The organism is Sphaerospermopsis sp. FACHB-1094 (assembly GCF_014696195.1).
GTDB lineage: Bacteria > Cyanobacteriota > Cyanobacteriia > Cyanobacteriales > Nostocaceae > Sphaerospermopsis > Sphaerospermopsis kisseleviana.
The window spans coordinates 25902-32360 of record NZ_JACJPT010000057.1 but is presented as its reverse complement, the minus strand read 5'-3'; the positions used below and the strand labels follow the sequence as shown (position 1 = coordinate 32360).

Genomic DNA, 6459 nt, shown 5'->3' with positions numbered 1-6459 from the left:
CCCCAGTCCCCAGTCCCCAGTCCCCAGTCCCCAGTCCCCAGTCACCAGTCCCCAGTCCCCAGTCCCCAATAACCAGTCCCCAACCAGTCCCCAGTCCCCAGTCACCAGTTCGGAAACCCGTACAGAAAAGATTGTTGCCATTTGTTGCTGTTTTTCGGTAGATTAGCACTCAGGAGTTGAGAGTGCTAACTCTGGAGAAAAAATTTATGGCAGCCGTATCTCTAAGCGTATCTACAGTTAAACCTTTAGGCGATCGCGTTTTTGTAAAAGTGACCGCCGCTGAAGAAAAGACCGCAGGTGGTCTATATTTGCCCGACACCGCTAAGGAAAAACCCCAAGTAGGTGAAGTGGTAGCCCTTGGACCAGGCAAGCGGAATGATGACGGTAGCCGTCAAGAATTGGAAATTAAAGTCGGTGATAAAGTGCTGTACTCCAAGTACGCTGGCACAGACGTGAAGCTCGGCACTGATGAATATGTACTACTTTCTGAGAAAGACATTCTAGCAGTAGTCAGCTAATTGAGTGATGAGGGGTCAAACAATTCAAAAGTCAAAAGTCAAAAGTCAAAATTTGAATTTTAGATTTTAGATTTTGGATTTTGGATTTTGGATTTTGGATTGATATAAAATCACACCCCACTTCAGAACTGAAAACAGAAAATTGACAACCAACAAATAACCAATTCCAGAATTACACACCAGAATTACACAGATTATGGCAAAGCGCATTATTTACAACGAAAACGCCCGTCGCGCCCTTGAGCGTGGTATTGATATTCTGGCTGAAGCTGTTGCTGTCACCCTTGGACCCAAAGGTCGTAACGTAGTTTTAGAGAAGAAATTTGGCGCTCCTCAAATCGTCAATGATGGTGTTACCATCGCTAAAGAAATTGAATTAGAAGACCATATTGAAAATACTGGCGTTTCTTTGATTCGCCAAGCTGCTTCTAAGACCAATGACGCTGCTGGTGATGGTACAACCACCGCTACCGTTTTGGCTCATGCAATTGTTAAAGAAGGTTTACGGAACGTAGCTGCTGGCGCTAACGCAATTCTGTTGAAGCGCGGTATTGATAAAGCTACTGCGTTTTTAGTAGAAAGAATTGCTGAACACGCTCGTCCTGTAGAAGATTCTAAGGCGATCGCTCAAGTTGGTGCTATCTCTGCTGGTAACGATGATGAAGTCGGCAGCATGATCGCCCAAGCTATGGATAAGGTGGGTAAAGAAGGTGTAATTTCCTTGGAAGAAGGAAAGTCCATGACCACCGAATTGGAAATTACCGAAGGTATGCGTTTTGATAAGGGTTATATTTCCCCTTACTTCGCTACCGATGCAGAACGGATGGAAGCGATTTTTGATGATCCTTACATCCTGCTCACCGATAAGAAAATTGCTTTGGTACAAGATTTAGTACCTGTACTTGAGCAAGTTGCACGTCAAGGTAAGCCCCTGGTTATTATCGCTGAAGATATTGAAAAAGAAGCTTTAGCTACTTTGGTTGTTAACCGTTTACGTGGTGTGCTGAACGTAGCTGCTGTAAAAGCTCCTGGTTTTGGCGATCGCCGGAAAGCGATGTTAGAAGATATCGCAGTTCTCACTGGTGGTCAAGTCATCACTGAAGATGCTGGTCTGAAGTTAGAAAGCACCAAGCTAGATGGCTTAGGTAAAGCTCGCCGCATCACCATCACCAAAGACAGCACCACCATTGTGGCTGAAGGTAACGAAGCTGGTGTTAAAGCTCGTTGCGAACAAATCCGTCGTCAGATGGATGAAACCGAATCTTCCTACGACAAGGAAAAACTGCAAGAGCGTTTGGCTAAATTATCCGGTGGTGTAGCTGTTGTGAAAGTTGGTGCAGCTACCGAAACCGAAATGAAAGACAAGAAGCTGCGTTTGGAAGATGCTATCAACGCAACCAAAGCTGCTGTAGAAGAAGGTATTGTTCCCGGTGGTGGTACAACCTTAGCTCACCTCGCTCCTCAGTTGGAAACTTGGGCTAACAGCAACCTCAAAAATGAAGAGTTGACTGGTGCTTTAATCGTCGTTCGTGCTTTACCTGCTCCTCTGAAAAGAATTGCAGAAAACGCTGGTCAAAACGGTGCTGTAATAGCTGAAAGAGTGAAAGAAAAAGATTTCAACATTGGTTTCAACGCTTCTACCAACGAATTTGTTGATATGTTGGAGGCTGGTATTGTTGATCCCGCTAAGGTAACTCGTTCTGCTTTGCAAAACGCTGCTTCTATCGCTGGTATGGTGTTAACAACTGAATGTATCATTGTTGACAAACCAGAACCTAAAGATGCTGCTCCTGCTGCTGGTGCTGGTATGGGTGGCGGAGATTTCGATTACTAAGGTCTTTTGTTAACAAATTAAATGATGGCCGCTTCTGTTGGGGGCGGCTATTTTTTTATGTCACGCAGAGGCGCAGAGAACGCAGAAAGAGGTTAATTCTGTCCGCTTTGTCTTAGGAGGTAGTCTAAGACTCTATCTATACGTTCTAGAGCAGCGCCTGTTGTGCGTTGAAATTCTTGGGTTTGTCTTTGAAATTCCTGGGTTTGTCTTTGAAATTCTTGCAGTTGTGATTGTTGCGCTTCATAGTTTCGATCCATTTTCAGCATCAGTGCTTCTAGTCTGTCAGTCCGTGCTTTTGTGATTTCCACGTCTTCACCCATTTTGTTAAATAAGCGTTGAGCATGAAAGACAAACTCATCAACTCGGCTTGATAGTTGATCTAACTGGGTTTGGGTGCGTTCTTGTTTGACGGTTAATTCTTGGAGATGTTGTTCTGTGGTCATGATGTTTTCTGCGGTTGTTGTTGACGGTTGGCCAATGCTTCCCCTAGTAAAATCGCCGCCATTTGGCTTTTGGTTCTTTGTTCTTTTTTGGCAATTTCTTCTAATGCTTGCCAGGTTTCATCAGGAATTACTGCGTTAAGTTTTTTACTCATTGATTCATAAGAAATATATAGGTTCTGACATCATCTTATGATTTGTTGGTGATTTTGTCTCATCTTATTAGCAGTCATTACATCATGATGTAATGCGATTCTTTTAGCAATATAAATTTACAATTGTGTACAGTTGTGTATGGAGGTATGTTTTTTATCTCACTACAGAGGTGCAGAGAAGCCAGTGATTTGGGGAGATACGTGGGCGGGTTTCCCAACTTAAAGCAACAAATACAGAGGGGGAGGAGAATAAAAATAAACAAATCAATTTATCAGACAATCCTGATCTTGTAATATACTGATTAGGCTTAAATTTTGATTTTAATTATTAAGTATGGAAGATTATCAGGCAGCTTTTTTAGAACGCCATACTGATACTGAAACACTAAAGCCTTTGCGAAAAATAGGAGCTATGCACTTTGGTGGAATTACCATTGAGTGTCTATTAAAATCAATTATTTGTAATACTGTCTCTGGCGTTAACACTGAACAATTAAGAACACATAGTTACATGGAAATTTTGAAACAACATAATAAACTTAAATACAGAATTGATAATTTTGCAGAAGCTAGAAAATGGCTTGATCAAGTTGAAAATCCAATGGGTCAACATTTTATAGATTTGCGTTATTCTGGTGTTGAGCCTGATGAATCAAGTTATAAACTCTGGTTATACGCATACAAAAGTATTCAGAGTTGGTTAATCAAGCAAGCTGCTCAACTGTAAAGAGGTGATAAAATGCAAGAAAATTGGAAGTTATTACTAAAGCAGGAAATCAGAAATCAATATGTACATAATAAGTCCCAGGAATGGGTTGATCTCAATATTTCTACATCAGGCTTATTAAATTTAACTATTGTTAGTAATTATTTTTTAGGGTTATCTATTCCTCAACGTAAAGAACAAATTTTTGATTTACTGAAATCACAATCCTTTGATGTATCTCCCGGTTTTCTATCTCTATATACACCTCAAGAAGCAGATTCACTTAATATTTCACCGCCAGAAATTTCTGATATAACTTTAATCCAAACCTGGCAAGATTTAGCAATCCAAGCAGCAAACCCACAAAATCAATTAAATTTTCCTCAACGTCAACCTAGTTTACCTAGAACAGTTACATTTTATTCCTTTAAAGGTGGAGTAGGACGCACTACAGCATTAACTCATGTAGCTTGGATTTTAGCATTGAGAGGACGTAAAGTTGTAGCTGTAGATTTAGATTTGGAAGCACCAGGATTAAGTACAGCATTTAACCTCAACCCACAACCAAAATATGGTATTGTTGACTATTTTTATGAGCGTTCCTATTTACCAGAAGGGGTAGACCCAAGTATTTTAATTACTCACATATTTGGTGAAGTTAGAATACCAAATGCTACAGGAAGATTATTTGTTGTTCCTGCTGGTTGTTTGAGTCTTGACTATATTGCTAAAGTTGATGATCTTCATGCTACCACCGTGATTGATGGTAATGAAAATTTATGGTCTGTTTTTAAACGAGAAATTTATGAACAGTTAAAACCTGATATTATATTAATTGATTCTCGCACTGGAATTAATCAATGGGGTGCTTTATCTTTAATACAAGCTGCTGATGAAGCAATTATTTTTCTTTTCCCTAATGAACAAAATAAACAAGGGATAGAACTACTATTAAATTCACTAAATACCTTAGAAAATCTAGTCATCAACTTTGTTTTTTCTCCTGTTCCTGATCTTACAAAACTTGATAAAGTAAATGAAATTTATAAATCGTTTGTAAATGAAATAAAAATAGCGATAGATGAAGAATCTGAAATAGAAGATAATGAGCAATTAGAAATATTAGAACCTTTAGTAATTCCCTATCTTCAACCTATTGCTTTAGCTGATAATTACCCTGTCAGTGCTTTATTAGATTACTATAATAAAATTGTTAATTTAATTGATGAAGAAACCGACGAAATTGAAAGAACAAATATTTTAACTACTTCAGAAACACGCTGGAAAATTATTGAAAGTTTACAATTTCCTGAAGTAAATGCTGCGGAACAAAGACAAGATTTAAGTTTACTATTTCAGCGTACCAATGATTTTGATAAATTCTTAGATAATGCAACTTGTTTAATTAGAGGCAGAAAAGGAACAGGTAAAACTGCATTATACTGGCTATTTCTTCAACATGAAAATTTTGCTAAAAAACTAGCTCGTGGTAGATTAGATAACACGATATTTATATCAGCACATGGGAGATTCCAAGTAAGTCGTCCATCTCGTGATGAATTTCAGATTATTCATCAACGCTTACAAGACAATAATGCCACTTGGGAGGCATTTTGGCGAGCTTATTTATTACTCAGATGTTATCAAGAAAATTTATTTACTTTTCCAAAAGGAAAGAAAGGTGAAAAATTTACTCCTATCAAATCAATTTTCACTAATTTAGATTCGGAATTATGGCAAGCTGAAAATATTACCGCTTTGTTAGAATTATCTACATCTGAACTACGTTTAATAGTAAAAGATGCTATTAACATGATTATTCATGAAGAAGTCAAAACTAAAGGTCAAAAAATTTGGTTTCTTTATGATGATTTAGATGAAGATTTTTCTGAAGCGGGAGAAGTAAGACAATCTGCATTATCGGGATTATTTCAATTAGTTCAATCTTGTGATGCTAACAGATTAACAGAAATTAGATTTAAAATTTTCTTGAGAGAGGATATATGGAATCGTTTGATTTTTGATAATAAAAGTCATTTTACTGGACGTGATCTAATTTTACAATGGACTAGGGTTGATTTTTTAAGATTAGCTTTGCGTCAAGCAATACAATCTCCTGATTTTAAGAATTTGGTAAATAGATTTTCTCCCATTGCTGAAGATGCGATTGATCAAACTACTGAAGATGCAATTGATAAAGCTTTAGAATTACTTTGGGGAAGTCGTCGCAGAAAAGGAGACAAAGCTAAATATGTATCTCGATGGGTTCATGAAAGATTAACGGATTCTAGTGGTACTACTTTTCCTCGCAGTTTAAGCATTTTATTAGCGGGTGCAAAGGAACAAGAATTAAGCTATCAAGGGAAGTCATCAATTCAACCTCCAACAGATCGTTTATTACGCAGTAAATCTTTAGAAATTGGATTGCAAAAAGCTTCAAAACAACGATGTGATGAAATTAAAGAAGAATATCGTTATCTCACTAGATTTTTTGATTCTCTCAAACAACAATCAGCTTTTTTATCTAAGGAAGAATTATCTGAATTATGGGAAAAGTCAGCAAAAAATATAGCAGGGTTTGAAGAGTTTGCATCTTTTTTAAATGAAATTGGTTTGATTGAATGGCGAGAAAGAGAAAAAAGATATAAGGTTGCTGATATTTATGTTTATGGATTTGAAATGATAAAAAAAGGTGCTGTATAGAAATATTTTGATTGAGTTTAATTAATTAACAGCTAAAAATTAATCTATTTGGACTGTAACAAATATCATAAATGCTATAATAATGATCTAACCTAAATTTTCA

At 37.3% G+C, this 6459-nt stretch carries 6 protein-coding genes; 4 read left to right on the top strand and 2 right to left on the bottom strand.

Annotation, left to right across the window (positions count from 1 at the left end; genetic code table 11):
* Positions 1 to 206 precede the first annotated feature (206 nt).
* Both groES and groL read left to right on the top strand, forming a co-directional pair.
* On the top strand, positions 207 to 518 hold the full coding sequence (gene groES, locus H6F47_RS17050; RefSeq protein ID WP_096572532.1) for a co-chaperone GroES: 312 nt from the start codon (positions 207 to 209) through the stop codon (positions 516 to 518).
* A gap of 196 nt (positions 519 to 714) precedes the next feature.
* On the top strand, positions 715 to 2352 hold the full coding sequence (groL, locus tag H6F47_RS17045; protein WP_096565147.1) for a chaperonin GroEL: 1638 nt from the start codon (positions 715 to 717) through the stop codon (positions 2350 to 2352).
* A 92-nt stretch (positions 2353 to 2444) separates the two neighbouring features.
* Here groL and H6F47_RS17040 read toward each other — a convergent pair whose 3' ends face one another.
* Together H6F47_RS17040 and H6F47_RS17035 are read right to left on the bottom strand one after the other, a co-directional pair.
* The gene (locus H6F47_RS17040) at positions 2445 to 2795 is read right to left on the bottom strand and encodes a hypothetical protein (protein ID WP_190650189.1); all 351 of its coding nucleotides are present in this window, start codon (positions 2793 to 2795) and stop codon (positions 2445 to 2447) included.
* Positions 2792 to 2947: a hypothetical protein gene (locus H6F47_RS17035; protein WP_096565145.1), complete on the bottom strand. Its 156-nt coding sequence runs from the start codon at positions 2945 to 2947 to the stop codon at positions 2792 to 2794. The genes H6F47_RS17040 and H6F47_RS17035 overlap by 4 nt, the downstream gene beginning before the upstream one ends.
* A gap of 334 nt (positions 2948 to 3281) precedes the next feature.
* Between H6F47_RS17035 and H6F47_RS17030 the strand changes: the two genes are divergently transcribed.
* Together H6F47_RS17030 and H6F47_RS17025 are read left to right on the top strand one after the other, a co-directional pair.
* Entirely contained in the window at positions 3282 to 3674 is a 393-nt protein-coding gene (locus H6F47_RS17030) for a hypothetical protein (protein WP_190650186.1), read from the top strand.
* A gap of 12 nt (positions 3675 to 3686) precedes the next feature.
* Complete coding sequence (locus H6F47_RS17025; protein ID WP_096565141.1) at positions 3687 to 6356, top strand: ParA family protein; 2670 nt, start codon at positions 3687 to 3689, stop codon at positions 6354 to 6356.
* Positions 6357 to 6459: the final 103 nt, after the last annotated feature.

What these genes read in the sequence shown, in the direction of transcription:
- groES (WP_096572532.1), top strand. Translation starts at nt 207, where the DNA reads ATGGCAGCCGTATCTCTAAGCGTATCTACAGTTAAACCTTTAGGCGAT.
- groL (WP_096565147.1), top strand. Translation starts at nt 715, where the DNA reads ATGGCAAAGCGCATTATTTACAACGAAAACGCCCGTCGCGCCCTTGAG.
- H6F47_RS17040 (WP_190650189.1), bottom strand. Translation starts at nt 2,795, where the DNA reads ATGACCACAGAACAACATCTCCAAGAATTAACCGTCAAACAAGAACGC.
- H6F47_RS17035 (WP_096565145.1), bottom strand. Translation starts at nt 2,947, where the DNA reads ATGAGTAAAAAACTTAACGCAGTAATTCCTGATGAAACCTGGCAAGCA.
- H6F47_RS17030 (WP_190650186.1), top strand. Translation starts at nt 3,282, where the DNA reads ATGGAAGATTATCAGGCAGCTTTTTTAGAACGCCATACTGATACTGAA.
- H6F47_RS17025 (WP_096565141.1), top strand. Translation starts at nt 3,687, where the DNA reads ATGCAAGAAAATTGGAAGTTATTACTAAAGCAGGAAATCAGAAATCAA.